15 protein-coding genes are annotated in these 17,082 nt (G+C 61.0%); 4 read left to right on the top strand and 11 right to left on the bottom strand.

From position 1 onward, the window contains the following. Positions 1–21 precede the first annotated feature (21 nt). The gene (locus BLU46_RS20100) at positions 22–627 is read right to left on the bottom strand and encodes an LPS-assembly lipoprotein LptE (RefSeq protein ID WP_017476246.1); all 606 of its coding nucleotides are present in this window, start codon (positions 625–627) and stop codon (positions 22–24) included. 89 nt (positions 628–716) lie between these two features. After that, positions 717–3,323 (bottom strand): leucine--tRNA ligase, encoded by a 2,607-nt coding sequence (gene leuS, locus BLU46_RS20105; RefSeq protein WP_063026913.1) that lies wholly within the window; start codon positions 3,321–3,323, stop codon positions 717–719. 261 nt (positions 3,324–3,584) lie between these two features. On the opposite strand from leuS, the gene BLU46_RS20110 reads away from it, so the two are divergent. Both BLU46_RS20110 and BLU46_RS20115 read left to right on the top strand, forming a co-directional pair. Beyond that, positions 3,585–3,902 carry a hypothetical protein gene (locus BLU46_RS20110; protein WP_063026915.1) on the top strand — a complete coding sequence of 106 codons (318 nt, stop codon included), beginning with the start codon at positions 3,585–3,587 and terminating at the stop codon, positions 3,900–3,902. 103 nt (positions 3,903–4,005) lie between these two features. Continuing rightward, the gene (locus tag BLU46_RS20115; protein WP_093204759.1) at positions 4,006–4,767 is read left to right on the top strand and encodes a YdcF family protein; all 762 of its coding nucleotides are present in this window, start codon (positions 4,006–4,008) and stop codon (positions 4,765–4,767) included. A 136-nt stretch (positions 4,768–4,903) separates the two neighbouring features. Here the strand turns inward: BLU46_RS20115 and lnt are convergent, their stop codons facing one another. From lnt to miaB, 5 genes are all read right to left on the bottom strand, one after another. Next, positions 4,904–6,427 (bottom strand): apolipoprotein N-acyltransferase, encoded by a 1,524-nt coding sequence (lnt, locus tag BLU46_RS20120; protein WP_093204764.1) that lies wholly within the window; start codon positions 6,425–6,427, stop codon positions 4,904–4,906. Positions 6,428–6,435: 8 nt separating this feature from the next. Next, a complete protein-coding gene (locus BLU46_RS20125; RefSeq protein ID WP_003215451.1) occupies positions 6,436–7,275 on the bottom strand; it encodes an HlyC/CorC family transporter in 840 nt (279 codons plus the stop codon). Positions 7,276–7,302: 27 nt separating this feature from the next. Then, entirely contained in the window at positions 7,303–7,776 is a 474-nt protein-coding gene (gene ybeY, locus BLU46_RS20130) for an rRNA maturation RNase YbeY (protein WP_017476241.1), read from the bottom strand. Next, a complete protein-coding gene (locus BLU46_RS20135) occupies positions 7,769–8,770 on the bottom strand; it encodes a PhoH family protein (RefSeq protein WP_003215453.1) in 1,002 nt (333 codons plus the stop codon). Before BLU46_RS20135 ends, ybeY begins: the two co-directional genes overlap by 8 nt. 218 nt (positions 8,771–8,988) lie before the next feature. Beyond that, positions 8,989–10,314, bottom strand: coding sequence for a tRNA (N6-isopentenyl adenosine(37)-C2)-methylthiotransferase MiaB (miaB, locus tag BLU46_RS20140; protein WP_093204768.1), 1,326 nt, complete (start codon positions 10,312–10,314; stop codon positions 8,989–8,991). Between the two features lie 132 nt (positions 10,315–10,446). On the opposite strand from miaB, the gene BLU46_RS20145 reads away from it, so the two are divergent. Beyond that, the gene (locus tag BLU46_RS20145; RefSeq protein WP_003215457.1) at positions 10,447–10,773 is read left to right on the top strand and encodes a DUF1820 family protein; all 327 of its coding nucleotides are present in this window, start codon (positions 10,447–10,449) and stop codon (positions 10,771–10,773) included. Between the two features lie 40 nt (positions 10,774–10,813). Here BLU46_RS20145 and BLU46_RS20150 read toward each other — a convergent pair whose 3' ends face one another. From BLU46_RS20150 to BLU46_RS20165, 4 genes are all read right to left on the bottom strand, one after another. Beyond that, positions 10,814–11,380 (bottom strand): tetratricopeptide repeat protein, encoded by a 567-nt coding sequence (locus tag BLU46_RS20150; protein ID WP_063026921.1) that lies wholly within the window; start codon positions 11,378–11,380, stop codon positions 10,814–10,816. A 225-nt stretch (positions 11,381–11,605) separates the two neighbouring features. Then, on the bottom strand, positions 11,606–12,889 hold the full coding sequence (hemL, locus tag BLU46_RS20155) for a glutamate-1-semialdehyde 2,1-aminomutase (protein ID WP_063026923.1): 1,284 nt from the start codon (positions 12,887–12,889) through the stop codon (positions 11,606–11,608). A gap of 21 nt (positions 12,890–12,910) precedes the next feature. Then, complete coding sequence (gene thiE, locus BLU46_RS20160; protein WP_017476236.1) at positions 12,911–13,537, bottom strand: thiamine phosphate synthase; 627 nt, start codon at positions 13,535–13,537, stop codon at positions 12,911–12,913. A gap of 18 nt (positions 13,538–13,555) precedes the next feature. Next, positions 13,556–14,353, bottom strand: coding sequence for a hydroxymethylpyrimidine/phosphomethylpyrimidine kinase (locus BLU46_RS20165; RefSeq protein WP_063026925.1), 798 nt, complete (start codon positions 14,351–14,353; stop codon positions 13,556–13,558). Between the two features lie 286 nt (positions 14,354–14,639). On the opposite strand from BLU46_RS20165, the gene BLU46_RS20170 reads away from it, so the two are divergent. Further along, on the top strand, positions 14,640–17,012 hold the full coding sequence (locus BLU46_RS20170; RefSeq protein ID WP_093204772.1) for a hybrid sensor histidine kinase/response regulator: 2,373 nt from the start codon (positions 14,640–14,642) through the stop codon (positions 17,010–17,012). Positions 17,013–17,082 lie beyond the last annotated feature (70 nt).

Genomic DNA, 17,082 nt, shown 5'->3' on the forward strand with positions numbered 1-17,082 from the left:
GCCAGGGGCGCCCCGTCTGGCTTACTCAGCTGGGACTTCGACAGGCGATTGTTTCGGCTGGCTATTTTCATACTCTTGCGCCGCTTTCAGCGCATCGGCATCTGCCTTGGCCTTGTTATCTGCCGTTTGCTGCAGTTGATCCAGTTTTTCCGGGGTGATCAGCTGCAGGCGCAGAAGCATGCGCTGTACCAGCTCACGACGCATTTCCTTGCGCACCTGGATGGTTTCGGAGTCCGAGCCCACCAGGTTGTTGCCGTCGTGGCTCACGACTTTCTGTACCTGGATTTTGTCGCCCATCAACGGCAGGTGGTCGTGGCCCTGGATTTCGAAGAAGAGCGTGGTGCTCAGCTCGATGTCCGAAGCACGCCCGGCACTGGCATAGCTGAGGTTGCGCTGCTCTTCTTTCTCATCCAGCAGGTTCAGTTTGTAAGCCGCGCCTGAATAGACTTTGACACCACTGTTTTCCAGGACCTGGCGCAGCTGTTGAACGGTCTCGCCGTATGAGTTACGGGCGGTGACGTCCAGTTCCTTGATCGCCAGTTCGGTGTGGCCGGTGCCGCGCAGCTGGAAGCCGCAAGCGCTCAGCAGCACGGCAAGGCCCATAACCAGCAGATTGCGTTTGATCATTTTGATGCTCCCCTTGAAACCATGTGGGCCTTATCGAGGCCCTGGAGGTTTTGTTCGGCGCCAAGGTAATGCCCTGGCGCCCGATCCGATTAGCTAGCGACGATATTGACCAGTTTGCCGGGCACCACGATCACTTTGCGGATCGTCAGGCCTTCGGTGAAGCGCAGCACGTTCTCATTGGCACGGGCGGCGGCTTCGACTTCTTCACGGCTGGCGCTGGCTGGCATGTCGATCTGGCCACGCAGCTTGCCGTTGACCTGAATCACCAGTTGCAGCGTGTCCTGTACCAGGGCGCTGTCATCCTGTACCGGCCAGCCGGCATCGATGACTGCGCCGCTGTGGCCCAAACGGCTCCACAGGTCGTGGCAGATGTGTGGCGTGATCGGTGCCAGCAGCAGGGTGACCGTTTCGAGGCCTTCCTGTACCAGCGCGCGGTCCTGTTCGGTGACCTGCGGTGCTTTTTCCAGCACGTTCATCAGCGTCATCACCTGGGCGATGGCGGTGTTGAATTTGTGGTGCTGGCCCACATCCTGGCTGGCGTGCTTGATAGCCAGGTGGGTGCTGCGGCGAATGGCTTTTTGCTCATCGCTCAAGGCTGCAACGTCCAGTTTGCCCGGCAAGCCCTGGCTGACATGGGCGTGCGCCAGGCGCCAGACGCGCTTGAGGAAACGGTGCGAACCCTCTACGCCGGAGTCGGACCATTCCGCGCTCATGTCGGGCGGCGAGGCGAACATCATGAACAGGCGGCAGGTATCTGCGCCGAACTGGTCGATCATCGACTGTGGGTCGACGCCGTTGTTCTTCGACTTGGCCATCTTCTCGGTGCCGCCGATTTCCACCGGCAGGCCGTCGGAGATCAACTTGGCACTGATCACTTTGGCCTTGCTGTCACGCACCAGCTCGACGTCCGCCGGGTTGAACCAGGTGTAGGCACCATTGGCTTCGCGACGGTAGTAAGTCTCGGCAATCACCATGCCTTGGGTCAGCAGGTTCTTGAACGGCTCGTCGGAGCTCACCAGGCCTTCGTCACGCATCAGCTTGTGGAAGAAGCGCGCGTACAGCAGGTGAAGGATGGCGTGTTCGATACCGCCGATGTACTGGTCTACCGGCAACCAGTGGTCGGCCGCGGATTTTTCCACCAGGCCGCCTTCATAGTGCGGCGAGGCGTAGCGGGCGTAGTACCACGAGGACTCCACGAAGGTGTCCATGGTGTCGGTTTCACGCTTGGCTGGGGCGCCGCAGTTCGGGCAGGTGCACTCGTAGAATTCTGGCATGCGCGCCAAGGGCGAACCGGCGCCGTCCGGCACTACATCTTCCGGCAACACGACGGGCAGTTGGTCTTCCGGCACCGGCACGTCACCGCAGGTTTCGCAGTGGATGATCGGGATCGGGCAGCCCCAGTAGCGCTGGCGGCTGATGCCCCAGTCACGCAGGCGGAACTGGGTGCGCGAGGCACCGAGGTTTTTCTTGATCAGCGCGACTTCGATAGCGTCGAAGGCGCCTTCGAAATCCAGGCCGTCGAACTCGCCGGAGTTGATCAGGGTGCCATGCTCGCCGTAGGCGTCTTGCCACGGGGCCGGGTTGGTGTCACCGGAGCTGGTGCGCACCACGGACTTGATGGGCAGGCTGTACTTGGTGGCGAATTCGAAATCGCGTTCGTCGTGGGCTGGCACGGCCATTACCGCGCCATCGCCGTAGTGCATCAACACGTAGTTGGCGACCCACACCGGCAACTTCTCGCCGGTCAACGGGTGCTCGACGAACAGCCCGGTCGGCAAGCCTTTTTTCTCTTGAGTGGCGACGTCGGCTTCGGCCACGCTGCCGCCTTTGCATTCGGCGATGAACGCCTGCAGCTCGGGGTTGTTCTGTGCGGCCTGGGTGGCCAGCGGGTGCTCAGCGGCCACGGCGACGTAGGTCGCGCCCATCAGGGTGTCCGGACGGGTGGTGAAGACTTTCAGTACGCCTTCGGCGCCGATGGAGTCGACGTTGTACGGGAACTGCACTTCCATGCCCTTGGACTTGCCGATCCAGTTGCGTTGCATGGTCTTGACCTGCTCGGGCCAGCCCGGCAAATCGTCGAGGCTCGACAAGAGTTCATCCGCGTAGGCGGTGATCTTGAAGTAGTACATCGGGATTTCGCGCTTCTCGATCAGCGCGCCGGAGCGCCAGCCGCGGCCGTCGATCACTTGTTCGTTGGCCAGTACGGTCTGGTCCACCGGGTCCCAGTTCACGGTGCCGCTCTTCTTGTAGATCACACCTTTTTCGAACAGGCGAGTGAACAGCCATTGTTCCCAGCGGTAGTAGTCGGGCTTGCAGGTGGTCACCTCGCGGGACCAGTCCACCGCCAGGCCCAGGCTGCGCAGTTGGGTCTTCATGTAGGCGATGTTTTCGTAGGTCCACTTGGCGGGCGCTACGTTGTTCTTCATCGCGGCGTTTTCCGCCGGCATGCCGAAGGCGTCCCAACCCATGGGTTGCAGGACGTTCTTGCCCAGCATGCGCTGGTAGCGGGAAATGACGTCGCCGATGGTGTAGTTGCGCACATGCCCCATGTGTAGCTTGCCGCTGGGGTAAGGGAACATCGATAGGCAATAGAAAGTCTCCTTGCCTGGCTGTTCACTGACTTCAAAGGACTTTTGCTCATCCCAGAACGACTGGGCGGCATTTTCTATTTCACGGGGCTGATATTGTTCGTGCATGGCTACTTTTGAACTGAATAGGGGTGGCCTAATCCTCTTCGGTGCAACGTTCAGGTTGATCGACACCAAAAAGCGGCGCGTCCGTGCCCAAACCCTGCGGGAAGTGGAGTTACAGGAAGCGCCGTAGCATACATGACCCCACTCTATCGAGGGAAACCCTGATTGCGCGGCCGAGGCCGTTGGTCGCGGCGTCAGGCAGGCGGGGCCAGCAGGACTACGCTGTTTATTGGGGAGTGAGTCTTATCTTCAATGAGGTGAGGGATGGTTGATTTGCAGAGAACTTTAACGAAACCGCAGGTGTACGAAGGACTGATCGACCGTTTGGGTCGAGCACTGGATGCAGCAAAAACCGCAGGCCGATTGTGTGATGAGCGGCCTCTGGAGTTGGAACTGCGTGGCTTGAGCCAGGCAGAGCTGGACGTGATCAAGGTGTATCTGGAGTTAAATGAGCATCGCGCGCCCCATGGCATGGCCTCCCCGCCGGCCCAGGAGGTTTCGCGCTCGGCCAAGGTGGTATGGCTCAAGGATCTGTCGGCCGGTCGCGGCCCGGAAAAACTCCGGTCCGTGCGTTTCAAGTGAAGTACCGCGTTAGTGATCTGTAGCCTTCTCAACGTTTGTTCTTGTAAAGATTGTCGCTAAACCTCGTTACACCTTAGGCTTCGGGCATCTTTGGAGATGCCCGATGCCTATTCGTTATTTCATTAAACAATTGTTGTTGCCGCCCGGCATTCTGTTGCTGTTGCTGGCGCTTGCCTGGTGGTTTCGTCGCAACCGGCCGCGACTGGCGGCGGTGTGCTTTGCCCTGGGGTTCGGCGGGATGTGGTTGATGAGCCTGCCGGTGGTGGTGCAGTGGGGGGCCAAGGCCCTGGAGACCGAGCCGCCTTTGGCGCGTGACGAATGGGCAACCCTGGCGCAGCGGGCTGATGCCATTGTGGTATTGGGCTCCGGGCGTGAACGCGGGGATCCGGCGTGGGGCTCCGATCAGCCGACGGGTATCGGTCTTGAGCGCCAGCGCTATGCGGCCCGCTTGGCCAAGGCTTCGGGCTTGCCGGTGCTGACCAGCGGTGGTTTGCACTACGGCACGCCACCAAGCGAGGCGGAGGTGATGGCGGTGTCGATGCAGGATGACTTTGGCGTGAGCGTACGCTGGAAGGAAGAACGCAGCCGTACCACTTGGGAAAACGCGCAAATGAGTGCAGAGATTCTGCTGCCCCAGGGGATCAAACGTGTGGTCGTCGTAACCCAGGCCTGGCACATGCCGCGTTCGCGCTGGAGCTTCGAAAAGGCCGGGTTTACGGTGGTTCCGGCGCCGGTGGGATTCCTGGGCCTGGACAACGCCCGGCCGCTGGGTGGCTGGATGCCGGAATTCAAGTCGGTCTGGCAGAGCGGGCAGTTGCTCAATGAGGCGGTGGGGCAGGTGGGTTATCGGATGTTTTACAGGTAACACCGCCGGGCAAATATGGGAGCGGGCTTCTGTGGGAGCCGGGCTTGCCCGCGATGCAGGCACCTCGGTGTGTCAGTTACACCGAGGTGATGCTATCGCAGGCAAGCCAGCTCCCACATTCATCCGAGTATGCCTGTTAAACCGTTTTCGACATCCGGCCCACCAACAGCGCCCAGCCAAACAGGCCAAAGCACAGGATGATCAACGGCCACGAGCGCCATTCCAGATACGGCGTGAGGTTGTGCATCGGCACCACTTCACCGTAGAGAATCCCGCGTTCAAACTGCGGGATCTGCACGGTAATCTGCCCGTACGGGTTGATCAGGCCGGTCACGCCGTTGTTGGTGGCGCGGATCATCCAGCGACCGGCTTCCAGGGCGCGCATCTGGGCCATCTGCAAATGCTGCAGCGGGCCGATGGAGCGGCCGAACCAGGTGTCGTTGCTGATGGTCAGCAACAAGTCGCTGCGGGCCGACAGGCCAGCGGCGAACTCCGGGTACACCACTTCATAGCAAATGAAGGGCGCAATCTGATAGCCCTTGGCTTGCAGCAGGGCCTGGTCGGACGGCCCACGGGCGAAGTCCGACATCGGCAGGTCAAAGAACGCGATCAAGCCGCGTAGCATGTCTTGCAGCGGCACGTACTCGCCAAATGGCACCAGCTTCTGCTTCAGGTAGGTACCGTCGCCTTCACCCACCACGGTGATGCCGTTGAAGAAGCGCTTGTGGTGGTGCACTTCCTGGCGAATCGGCACGCCGGTGATCAGCGCGGTGTGCCGGTCGGCAGCGAACTTGCCCATCATGCCCAGGTAGCCTTCAACAGATTCCTTGAGCACCGGCACGGCGGTTTCTGGCCATACCAGCAGGTCAACAGGCTTGGAACTGAAGCTCATGTCGCGGTACAGGGCGAGCTGTGCATTGAGCTGCTCGGGGTCCCACTTCATGCTTTGCTCGACGTTGCCCTGAACGGCCGCCACCGTCAGCGGCGCGCCGGCGGGTGTGGTCCAGGCGTGATGCTTGAGTGCCAGGCCGATGGCCCATGGCGCCACCAACAGCAGCAAGCCGGCACCGATGAACAGGTTGCGCTTAGCCGCCAGCAGACGCGGCAGGTTGCAGATCAGTGCGGCGGTCAGCGCCAGGGCAAAGGAAATCAGCCACATCCCGCCCAGCGGCGCGAGGCCGGTAAGAGGGCCGTCGAGCTGGCTGTAACCGGAATAGAGCCAAGGGAAACCGGTGAGGAACCAGCCGCGAAACGCTTCCTGGCCAACCCACAGTGCCGCGAAGGCCAGGGCATCGGCCAGTGGCGCTTCGTTGCGGCGCAGCCAGCGCGCCCAGAGCCAGGCGGGCAGGGCAAAGAACCAGGCTATTGCCGCCGTAAACGCCAGCATCAGCATGCCAGCCAGCAGCACCGAAGCGCCGCCAAAATGGTGAATGCTGTAGTAAATCCAGCTGGTACCGGCGCCAAACAGGCCGAAACCGAAACACCAGCCACGGCCCAGGGCCTGGCGTGGTGTCAGTTCACGCAATCCCGCATAAAAGAACCCGACGGCTACCAGCGCAAACGGCCAGAGGTCGAACGGCGCCAGCGCCAGGGTAGTGATGGCGCCGGCCACCACGGCCAGCAGGTTACCGGGCCAGCCGGGTGCAATCATACGGCGCATGTCAGTCCTTAGCGGGCAATAGGTGTCAGGCGAATCAGATGGATCCTGCGGCTATCAGCATTCAGGATGCGGAAGCGGTAAGCACCGATCTCGGTGGTCTCGTTACGTTTTGGCAGATGCCCGAACGCACTCATCACCAGGCCGCCAACGGTATCGAACTCATCGTCGGAGAATTCGCTGTCGAAGAACTCGTTGAAGTTCTCGATCGGCGTCAGGGCCTTGACCAGGAAATCACCGCTGGGCAGCGGCTTGATGTAGCTGTCTTCTTCCACATCGTGTTCGTCTTCGATGTCGCCGACGATCTGTTCCAGCACGTCTTCGATGGTCACGAGGCCGGCCACACCGCCGTATTCGTCGATCACGATGGCCATGTGATTGTGGTTCGCACGAAATTCGCGCAGCAGCACATTCAGGCGCTTGGATTCGGGGACGAAGGTGGCAGGACGCAGCAGGTCCTTGATGTTGAAGCTGTCGCCGTTCTCCTTGAGGATCAGCGGCAGCAGGTCCTTGGCCAACAGGACACCCATGACGTCGTCATGGCTTTCGCCGATCACCGGGTAGCGCGAGTGCGCCGAATCGATAACGGCCGGGAGGAATTCCCGTGGGGTCTGGGTCGCCTTGATGCTGACCATCTGCGAGCGCGGAACCATGATGTCCCGCACTTGCAAGTCAGCGACCTGGATGGCGCCTTCGACGATGGCCAGCGCTTCGCTGTCCAGCAACTTGTTCTGATGTGCCTCGCGCAGCAGCTCCAGCAGCTCCTGGCGGTTTTTCGGCTCGTGGGCAAAGGCCTGGGTGAGTTTCCCCAGCCATGACTTTTGCCCGTTGCTCGATCGGTCTTCGCTCATAGCGATTACTCTAAATCCTTTGTTGTGTCAGTTAGGTGTAGTTTCTATTTCGTCATCTGCATATGGGTCGCGATGACCCAGTTCTGCAAGCAACGTTCGTTCCAGTGCTTCCATTTCTTCGGCTTCGTCATCGTCTATATGGTCGTAACCCAAGAGATGCAAGCAGCCGTGGATGACTAGATGGGCCCAATGGGCCTCAAGTTCCTTGCCCTGTTCCTTCGCTTCACGCTCGACCACTTCGACGCAGATCACCAGGTCGCCCAGCAATGGGATATCCAGCAACTCGTCGGGGACGTCAGCGGGAAAGGACAGCACGTTGGTCGCGTAGTCTTTTTGTCGCCAGGTGTGATTCAGTTCACGGCCTTCGGGCTCGTCCACCAGGCGAATGGTCAGTTCCGAGTCGGCGGTGCGCTGGCGCAGGGCCAGGGCGCACCATTGGCGGAACTGTTCTTCGCTGGGGGCGGGCGCTTCGGTGGCCAGCTGCAGGTCAAGCTCAAGCATCGCGGCGAGTGTCCTTGGCCGGTTGGTCATCGCGGTGTTCGAAGCGCTCGTAGGCTTCGACAATGCGCTGCACCAGCGGGTGACGTACCACGTCCTTGGGCATGAAGTGGGTGAAGCTGATCCCCGGCACGTCCTTGAGCACGTCGATCACCTGGGCCAGGCCCGACTTGGTGCCTTTGGGCAGGTCGACCTGGGTGACGTCGCCGGTGATCACGGCCGTTGAGCCGAAGCCGATCCGGGTCAGGAACATTTTCATTTGCTCGACGGTGGTGTTCTGGCTTTCGTCGAGGATGATGAAGCTGTTGTTCAGCGTCCGGCCGCGCATGTAGGCCAGCGGGGCGATCTCGATCACCTGGCGCTCGATCAGCTTGGCCACGTATTCGAAGCCGAGCATCTCGTAGAGCGCGTCGTAGAGCGGGCGCAGGTACGGGTCGATCTTCTGGGCCAGGTCGCCGGGCAAAAAGCCCAGTTTTTCGCCGGCTTCCACCGCCGGGCGCACCAGCAGGATGCGTCGCACCTGCTCACGCTCGAGGGCGTCGACCGCACAGGCCACGGCCAGGTAGGTCTTGCCGGTACCGGCAGGGCCGATGCCGAAGTTGATGTCGTTACCCAGAATCTCTTTGACGTAGCGCTGCTGATTCAAGCCGCGAGGGCGAATCATGCCTTTCTTGGTGCGCAACGCGACGCTGGCTTCGGCTACCGGGTTATTCGCCAGGTCTTCCACGGCGGATTCCTGCAGGTACAGGTGCACCGTTTCCGGCGACAGCTCGCTACCTTTGGTTTCCCGGTAGAGGCGGCGCAGAAGGTTTTCTGCCGAGGTGGTGTGTTGGGGTTCACCAATAAGCTCGAATTGATTCCCGCGGTTGCGGATCTCGATGCTCAGGCGTTGTTCGATCAGGCGCAGGTGCTCGTCGAACTGTCCGCACAGATTGGCGAAACGGCGAGCCTCAAAGGGCTCGAGGAGGAAACGATGTGGTTCTATGGGTGCGTTCAAGGTCGTTTTTAGCCGCCCTGGGGCAATTAAGATGAAATCAAGGATAACGCCAGCAGGCGGTGTGCGAAAGCACTTATATATCCCGAAGCTGGCACCGTTCTAATGTGGGAGCGGGCTTGCTCGCGAATGCGGTGGTTCAGTCAGCCTATTCGTTGCCTGACACACTGCCTTCGCGAGCAAGCCCGCTCCCACATGGGTTCCCGGTGGCCGAATTATTGTTACACCAGCGAGCCGCGCAGCGAGTGCGGTTGTGCCGCGTCAATGTGCACGTCGGCGAACTGCCCGATCAGTGTCGGATTATCGCAACGGAAGTTGACGATCCGGTTGTTCTCGGTCCGGCCCTGCAATTCGCCAGGGTCTTTTTTCGAGTAGTCGGTCACCAGGATACGCTGGGTCGAGCCCACCATCTGTCGGCTGATCTCGAAGCCTTGCTGGTTGAGGCGATGCTGCAGCGCGTTCAAGCGCTCCTTCTTCTCCGCTTCCGGAGTCTCGTCCACCAAATCCGCCGCCGGAGTGCCCGGGCGCTGGCTGTAGACGAAGGAGTAGGAGAAGTCGAAACCAACGTCTTCGATCAGCTTCATGGTCTGCTGGAAGTCTTTCTCGGTTTCCCCCGGGAAGCCGACGATAAAGTCCGAGCTGATGCAGATCCCCGGCACCGCCGCACGCAATTTTCGCAGTTTGGATTTGTATTCCAGGGCGGTGTGGTTGCGCTTCATCGCCGAGAGGATGCGGTCCGAGCCAGATTGCACTGGCAAGTGCAGGTGTTTGACCAGTTCCGGCACTTCGGCGTGGGCCTGGATCAGGCTGTCGGAGAATTCCAGCGGGTGCGAGGTGGTGTAGCGAATCCGCTCGATCCCATCGACGGCGGCGACTACGCGGATCAACTCCGCGAGGTCCGCCAGGCGCCCGTCATGGGTCTGGCCGCGATAGCCGTTGACGTTCTGCCCCAGCAGGGTCACTTCACGCACGCCGTTCTCGGCCAGGTGAATGATCTCTGCCAGTACGTCGTCGAACGGGCGGCTGACTTCTTCACCGCGGGTGTAGGGCACCACGCAGAAGGTGCAGTACTTGCTGCAGCCTTCCATCACCGACACATAAGCGCTCGGGCCGTCGATACGCGGCTCGGGCAAATGGTCGAACTTTTCGATTTCCGGGAACGAGACGTCGACTTGCGGCAGCTTGGTGATGCGCGCGGCGTCGATCATTTCCGGCAGGCGGTGTAGGGTTTGCGGGCCGAACACCACGTCGACGTACGGTGCGCGGTCGCGAATGGCGGCGCCTTCCTGGCTGGCCACGCAACCGCCGACGGCGATCACCATGTCCGGGTTGGCCAGTTTCAGTTCGCGCCAGCGGCCCAACTGCGAGTAGACCCGGTCCTGGGCTCGCTCGCGGATCGAGCAGGTATTGAGCAGGATCACGTCGGCGTCTTCAGCGCGGGCGGTGACTTCCAGGGCCTGATGTTCACCCAGCAGATCGACCATGCGCGAGCTGTCGTACTCGTTCATCTGGCAACCGTGGGTTTCGATGTAAAGCTTCTTGGCCATGGGGATCGTCAACTGGTGGTAAAGAACCGCGCATTATAGGGGGCATGCCGATAGGTTCCTAGCACTGTGCATCGGACGCCATGCTATAGTTCGCGCCCTCTTTTATATCCCCCGATGTGTTACCCGCCCACCATGACCAAACGTGAAGCTCCAATCTACAAGGTGATTTTCCTTAACCAGGGCCAGGTGTTCGAAATGTACGCCAAGCAGATCTATCAAAGTGATCTGTGGGGCTTCCTGGAAGTGGAAGAGTTCGTCTTTGGCGAGCGCACACAGCTGGTTGTCGATCCGGGCGAGGAAAAACTCAAGGCCCAGTTCGAAGGCGTGGTGCGCAGTTTTGTGCCGATGCATTCGATCGTGCGCATCGATGAAGTCGAGCGCCTGGGCACGCCGAAAATCAGCGAAGCCCGTGGCATGAGCAATGTCATGCCGTTTCCGATGCCGATGCCTGAGAAGTAAGAGCGCTGAACCTTCCCATGCGGGGGATGGGAGCAATCAATCAGCGTGAAGGATCCGGCAGTGGCGAAAATGGCGAGCTGCCATCTGCGCTCTGCAGTTCCTGCAGGTAGTTGCGGAAAATCTGTCCCAGTACCTGAGTCGCCACTTCCAGTTCGTCCCGCTGCATGTGCTCGGCCACTTCATCGGCCGTGTCCAGTGCATCTTCGGCGCCGTTGACCGCCGCCATTTTCAGCACGATATACGCCTGAACGTTATTGGCCGGTACGCCTTCGCCGTGGAAAAACATGGTGCCCAGCTGGAATTGCGCCTGGGCGTGGCCCTGCAACGAGGCTTTCTCGAAGTAGCTCAAGGCCTTGTTGAGGTCGCGTGCGGGGTTTTTACTGTCGTAGAAGTACTCGCCCAACTCGTATTGCGCCTGCGCATCCCCACCGTCGGCCTGTTTCTGGCACGCGCTCAAGGCTTCGGCCTGGCTTTCTGGCTGGGTATTGAGGGTGCAACGACCCATCGCTGGGATTAACAACGAGTTGCCGCCTGCCTGGGCAAACGCCAGCAGCGGCTGAAGGAGCAACAGGCAGCCCAGAACCAGGGTGCGGCCGGTGCGTTTCATGGGAATCGACTTACCTCTGACGGGGCGCGGGACCCACGGGGGGATCCAATAAGCGCGCATTATGAAATAAGCAGGCACCTGCTTACAAAGTCTTTACTCGTTTTTCTGCTGCGTGGGCAAGTTATCTGCCGGATTGCAGGTGAATTCTCGAAAAAAGACGGAAATGCCTGTAAGCAAAGTAGCAAATCTGACGCCGCCAGGGGCGACGTCGGATTTTTGCGCCGCTTATTTCAAGGCGGCGAAGGCGCGCTCGGCGGCATCGAGGGTCAGTTTCAGCTCGGCATCACCATGGGCGATCGAGGTGAAGCCGGCTTCAAAGGCGCTCGGCGCCAGATACACACCACCTTCCAGCATCAGGTGGAAGAAGCGCTTGAACAGGTCGGCATCGCTGCCCATCACGTCGTCGAAGGTGACGATGTCGTCAGCGCCGCTGAAGTACAGGCCGAACATGCCGCCCGCCTGGGTGGTCACGAATGGAATACCGGCGGCATCGGCGCGCTGTTGCAGGCCGTCCAACAGGCGAGTGGTGTAGTCGGTCAGCTCGGCGTGGAAGCCCGGGCGGCTGATCAGGCGCAGGGTGGTCAGGCCGGCGGCCATGGCCAACGGGTTGCCCGACAGAGTGCCTGCCTGGTACACCGGGCCCAGCGGCGCGATGTGTTGCATGATTTCGCGCTTGCCGCCGAAGCAGCCCACCGGCATGCCGCCACCGATGATCTTGCCGAAGGTGCTCAGGTCCGGCGTGACGCCGTAGTAAGCCTGGGCGCCGCCGAGGGCAACGCGGAAACCGGTCATCACTTCATCAAAAATCAGCACGACGCCATGCTTGTCGCACTGTTCCCGCAGGCCTTCCAGGAAACCCGGCGCCGGCGGCACGCAGTTCATGTTGCCGGCCACCGGCTCGACGATGATGCACGCCACTTCCTGGCCGACTTCGCTGAGCATCTGCTCGACGGCAGCGATGTCGTTGAACGGCAGGGTCAGGGTGTGTTTGGCAAACGCGGCCGGTACACCGGCGGAGCTCGGTACGCCTTGGGTCAGCGCGCCGGAGCCGGCCTTGACCAGCAGGCTGTCGGAGTGGCCGTGGTAGCAGCCTTCGAACTTGATGATGCTGTCGCGACCGGTAAACCCACGGGCCAGGCGAATCGCACTCATGGTGGCTTCGGTGCCGGAGCTGACCATCCGCACCATCTCCATGGACGGCACGATGGAACAGACCAGGTCGGCCATCTCGGTTTCCATGGCGGTCGGTGCGCCATAGGACAAGCCGTGTTGCAGCTGCTGGCGCACCGCGTCCAGCACGTCGGGATGGCTGTGGCCGAGGATCATCGGGCCCCACGAACCCACGTAGTCGACGTAGCGCTTGTCATCTTCGTCGGTGACGTAGGCGCCTTCGGCGTGTTTGAAGAACAGCGGGGTGCCGCCAACGCTCTTGAACGCTCGCACGGGGGAGTTCACACCGCCGGGGATGTGTTTCTGGGCATTGGCAAACAGGGTTTCGGAACGGGACATGATCGGGCTCTCTGAAATCGATTATTGAGGCTTGAGCAATTCGTTGAAGGCGCGGGCGCGGCGTGTGACTTCCTGGGTGCTGTCGGCACCAAACAGGCCGTGGACTACCGCCAGCAGGTCGGCACCGTGGGCTACCAATGGCTCGGCGTTTTCCAGGGTGATGCCGCCGATCACGCAGATCGGCAGGTGCAACCGCGCGCGAGCCTGGGCCAGCAGTTCAACGGTGGCAGCCGGCGCGCCGGGCTTGGTGTTGGAGTTGAAGAAACGGCCGAAGGCGACGTAACTGGCGCCCTCCTTGGCAGCCTGCTCAGCCAGTTCGATCTGGCTGTGGCAGGTGGAGCCGATGATCGCCTTGGAGCCCAGCAGCGCGCGGGCCGGGGTCAGCGGGCCGTCGGTCTGGCCCAGGTGCACGCCGACGCCGAGGCGCGCGGCCAGTTCGGCGTCATCGTTGATGATCAGTTGCGTCTTGTAGCGCGAGCACAGTTCCCGCAGTTTTTCGGCTTCCCGCAGGCGGCGCGCTTCGTCGCTGCTTTTATCGCGGTATTGCAGCAGGGTCACGCCACCGTCCAACGCCGCTTCGACGTAGGCCAGGAACTTGCCGGCCAACAGTTGGCTGTCGGTAATGGCATAAAGGCCACGTAGTTTCATCGGGCAGGCCTCTTGGTGTTACGAGCAGAAATCCAACGGCAGACGACGAGGCACGAATTGCCCCCGGCCGAGTTGTTCAGCGTCACGCAGGGTGCGCCAAGTGTAGTTGAGGGCCGATTGCACCGCGCTGACCAAACCTTCGCCTTGCGCCAGTCGACCGGCCAATGCGCTGGCCAGGGTGCAGCCGGAACCGTGATAGCTGCCGGGCAGGCGCTGGCAGGTAAAGGTCTGGTGCGTGCCGTCGCGGCTGTAGAGACGGTTGTGCACTTCGTGCTCGTCGCCATGGCCGCCGGTGATCAGCAGGTGCTTGATGAAAGGCAGCAGTTTCGCGGCGCACTCGTCCGCCGAGCCTTCGGGCAGTTCGGCGAGGATGCGGGCTTCGGGCAGGTTCGGCGTGGCAATCAGCGACAGCGGCAACAGCCGCTCGCGCATGGCGTAGCCAACCTCGTCCTTGCCCAGGCTGCCGCCGCCACCGGCGCGCAGCACCGGGTCGCAGACCACCGGCAGATGCGGGTGCGCCTTGAGCAGTTCGACCACAGTGTCGACCATTTCCAGGGAACCGAGCATGCCCAGTTTCACGGCCGCCACTTCGGAATCGCCGAGCACGGCGTTGGCCTGGGCCAGCACCCACTCGCGGTCCAGCACGCGGAAATCGCTGACGTTGACGGTGTTCTGCACGGTCAACGCGGTGACGGCCGGGGCCGCATGGCAACCCTGGGCGAGCAGGGCTTCGATATCTGCCTGCAAGCCGGCGCCACCACTGGGATCATGGCCGGAGAGACAGAGGACAACGGGGCGAGAGCTGTAGATATTCATGGTGCGCGAGCTTACCACCAAACGCTTTTTGGGTGGCTGTCGGGCGATGGTTGAATTTTTAACGGATGAATAGGCTGAAATGGCTGTTTGCTATCATCGTAGAAAGCAGGTCAAATGCTCTGTAATGCCCGCTCTAGAGCCTTTCAAAAAATTATTTCAATGGTGTCTTTTGGCCTGTAATGGCTATGCTAGAGTGGATTAAAACCAATAACTGTATCGCCGGTATACGTCTACTCAAAAGGAATGGAGGCTTTTGACATAACCGGACAGGTCACGCTGGGGCTCTATGCGCTATTTGCTGATGTTACTGTTGAGCGGGCTGCCGATGCTGGCCGGCGCAGTCGAGTTCAACGAGTCCACCTCCCGCCTGCCCCTGGGCCAAGTGATGCAAGTCCTTGAAGACCCAACGGGTGCCCTGACGATTGGCGATATCAGCTCCCCGATCCTGGCCAGCCGCTTCAAACCCCATGACAAAGCCACCCTGAATGCCGGCTATTCACGCTCGGTGTTCTGGCTCAAGATCGACCTTCATTACCGTCCCAAAAACCCGGATGCCTCGCGCAACTGGCTGCTGGAACTGGCCTATCCGCCGCTGAACCAACTGGAGCTGTACCAGCCCGACAGCGTCGGCAACTATCGACTGGTGTCGCGCACCGGCAGCATCCTGCCGTTTTCCAGCCGCGAAATTCGTCAGAGCAACTACCTGTTCAAGCTCGACTTTGCGCCGGACCAACGAGAAACCCTATACCTGCGCCTGCAAAGCCAGGGCTCGATCCAGGCGCCGCTGACCCTCTGGTCGACCACCGCGTACCTCGAAGAACAGCCATTGCGCCTCTATGTGCTGGGTGTGATCTACGGCGTGTTGCTTGGCATGCTGATCTACAACCTGTTCATCTACCTGAGCGTGCGCGACACCAGCTATCTCTATTACATCCTTTATATCGCCTCGTTCGGCCTGTATCAGCTGTCGGTCAACGGCGTGGCCGTGCAGTACTTCTGGCCCAACAACCCATGGTGGGCGAATGCGGCGGTGCCGTTCCTGATCGGTTCGGCGGCGCTGTTCGGCAGCCTGTTTGCCCGCAGCTTCCTGCACACCGCGCTTTACAGCCGCTGGATCAACCGGCTGCTGGTGGCGCTGGCCGTCTGCGGCGCGGGAGTGATGGTGCTGGCGCTGTTCACCAGCTATGCGCTGGCGTTGCGCCTGGCCACCGGGTTGGCGCTGGTGTTCACCGTGACCATCTTTGTGGCAGCCATCAAGGCCTGGTATTGCGGCCAGCGGATGGCGCGCTATTTCATCATCGCCTGGACCGCGTTCCTGTTGGGCGGTGTGGTCAATACCATGATGGTCCTGGGCTACCTGCCCAATGTGTTTCTCACGATGTACGCCAGCCAGATCGGCTCGGCACTCGAAGTGGCCTTGCTGTCCCTGGCCCTGGCCGACCGGATCAATTCGATGCGCGAGCAACAGGCGCAAATCCTGTTTGATGCCAGCCAGAAGCTCGAAGTGCTCAACACGCAACTGGCTCGCAGCAACCAGCTCAAGGACGAATTCCTCGCCACCTTGACCCACGAATTGCGCACTCCGATGAACGGCGTGATCGGCTCCCTGGAGTTGATGCAGACCGAGCCGCTGCCGGGTGACCTTGCGCAGTACCATCAAACCGCCGCTGGTGCGGCGCGCGAGATGATGCGCATGGTCAACGGCATCCTCACCCTCACCGAATTGCAGGCCGGGCGCCTTAGCCCGCAACCCCAGGTGTTCAGCCTGCGCGGGTTGCTCGACACCTTGCGTCAGCAGTTTGCCGCCAGCGCCCAGAGCAAGGGCCTGGAGTTCTCCATTGATCTGGCGGAGGACCTGCCGGACCGCATCAACGGTGACGCCGGCAAGTTGGCGCAATGCCTGGATTGCCTGTTGGACAATGCCTTCAAGTTCACCCACGAGGGTTCGGTACGTGTGCGGGTGGTTGGCGTGCCCCAGGCGGACGGAACCCTGCGCCTGACCTTTATTGTCACCGACACCGGCATCGGTTTCGCCTACCTCGATGAAGCGACCCTCTATCAGCGCTTCTTCCAGCTCGATGGCTCGACCACTCGCCGATACGGCGGCATGGGTATTGGCCTGGCGATCTGCCGGCAATTGATCGAGTTGCTCGGAGGTCGCCTTACGCATAATTCCGAGCCGCGACGCGGCAGTCGCTTCCAGCTGGAGCTGGCCGTCAGCCCGGTGCATCCTGAGCCCGTACGACGAGTGCCGCAGGCGCAACGTACGCCTCAGGAGTGCACGGTGTTGCTGGTGGACGACAACAGCGTGGCGCAATTGGTGGTGCGCGGCATGTTGCTCAAGCTCGGTTACCGCGTGAAAACCGTCGACAACGGACCGGCCGCCCTGGCGCTGTTGCAGAGTGAATCCTTCGATGCGGTGCTGCTGGATGTGCCGGAGGGCGGGTTCTCGCTGTGTTGCCAGATCCGTGCATTGCCTGGCTGTGGCGAGCTGCCGGTGATCGCCTTGAGCACTTCATTGCAAGCTCCGGAGCGTGAGGGCTGTCATGGTGTGGGTGTCACTGATCGAGTGGCCAAGCCAGTACGCTTCGAGGCCTTGCAGCTAGTATTGCAACTGCGGTTGTTGCATATGGTCGAGGGTGAAAGCGCCGCCACTTAGGCGCTTATGCCACTTTTTTAACCCGGTTGACGGTGCTTAACTGAAATTCAGGCCTCAATGAACGTGGCCT

The organism is Pseudomonas yamanorum, from assembly GCF_900105735.1.
Taxonomy (GTDB): domain Bacteria; phylum Pseudomonadota; class Gammaproteobacteria; order Pseudomonadales; family Pseudomonadaceae; genus Aquipseudomonas; species Aquipseudomonas yamanorum.

What these genes read in the sequence shown, in the direction of transcription:
- BLU46_RS20100 (WP_017476246.1), bottom strand. Translation starts at nt 627, where the DNA reads ATGATCAAACGCAATCTGCTGGTTATGGGCCTTGCCGTGCTGCTGAGC.
- leuS (WP_063026913.1), bottom strand. Translation starts at nt 3,323, where the DNA reads ATGCACGAACAATATCAGCCCCGTGAAATAGAAAATGCCGCCCAGTCG.
- BLU46_RS20110 (WP_063026915.1), top strand. Translation starts at nt 3,585, where the DNA reads ATGGTTGATTTGCAGAGAACTTTAACGAAACCGCAGGTGTACGAAGGA.
- BLU46_RS20115 (WP_093204759.1), top strand. Translation starts at nt 4,006, where the DNA reads ATGCCTATTCGTTATTTCATTAAACAATTGTTGTTGCCGCCCGGCATT.
- lnt (WP_093204764.1), bottom strand. Translation starts at nt 6,427, where the DNA reads ATGCGCCGTATGATTGCACCCGGCTGGCCCGGTAACCTGCTGGCCGTG.
- BLU46_RS20125 (WP_003215451.1), bottom strand. Translation starts at nt 7,275, where the DNA reads ATGAGCGAAGACCGATCGAGCAACGGGCAAAAGTCATGGCTGGGGAAA.
- ybeY (WP_017476241.1), bottom strand. Translation starts at nt 7,776, where the DNA reads ATGCTTGAGCTTGACCTGCAGCTGGCCACCGAAGCGCCCGCCCCCAGC.
- miaB (WP_093204768.1), bottom strand. Translation starts at nt 10,314, where the DNA reads ATGGCCAAGAAGCTTTACATCGAAACCCACGGTTGCCAGATGAACGAG.
- BLU46_RS20145 (WP_003215457.1), top strand. Translation starts at nt 10,447, where the DNA reads ATGACCAAACGTGAAGCTCCAATCTACAAGGTGATTTTCCTTAACCAG.
- BLU46_RS20150 (WP_063026921.1), bottom strand. Translation starts at nt 11,380, where the DNA reads ATGAAACGCACCGGCCGCACCCTGGTTCTGGGCTGCCTGTTGCTCCTT.
- hemL (WP_063026923.1), bottom strand. Translation starts at nt 12,889, where the DNA reads ATGTCCCGTTCCGAAACCCTGTTTGCCAATGCCCAGAAACACATCCCC.
- thiE (WP_017476236.1), bottom strand. Translation starts at nt 13,537, where the DNA reads ATGAAACTACGTGGCCTTTATGCCATTACCGACAGCCAACTGTTGGCC.
- BLU46_RS20165 (WP_063026925.1), bottom strand. Translation starts at nt 14,353, where the DNA reads ATGAATATCTACAGCTCTCGCCCCGTTGTCCTCTGTCTCTCCGGCCAT.
- BLU46_RS20170 (WP_093204772.1), top strand. Translation starts at nt 14,640, where the DNA reads ATGCGCTATTTGCTGATGTTACTGTTGAGCGGGCTGCCGATGCTGGCC.